At 65.6% G+C, this 247-nt stretch carries 1 pseudogene; it reads left to right on the top strand.

From position 1 onward, the window contains the following. Positions 1 to 247: pseudogene (locus SB725_RS33085) on the top strand (cytosine permease); the annotation flags it as partial.

The raw sequence follows: 247 nt of genomic DNA, 5'->3' as shown, positions 1-247 counted from the left end.
CGGCGTGCACGGGCGTATCGTCGGCTCGTTCCTGTCGTTGCTCACCGCCGTGGCGTTCTTCTCGCTGTCGGTGTGGAGCTCGGGCGATGCCCTGGTCGGCGGTGCCAAGCGCTTGGCCGGCTTGCCGGAAACCGACTTGACCCTGGGCCTGGCCTATGGCCTGTTCGCGGTGCTGGTACTGGTGGTGTGCATCTTCGGCTTCCGCTTCATGCTGTGGGTCAACAAGATTGCCGTGTGGGCGTCGAGC

It is taken from the genome of Pseudomonas sp. SIMBA_041 (genome assembly GCF_046535095.1).
Lineage (GTDB): Bacteria > Pseudomonadota > Gammaproteobacteria > Pseudomonadales > Pseudomonadaceae > Aquipseudomonas > Aquipseudomonas mucoides.
The sequence above is the reverse complement of the archived record's forward strand: the minus strand, read 5'-3'. Positions and strand labels throughout refer to the sequence as shown.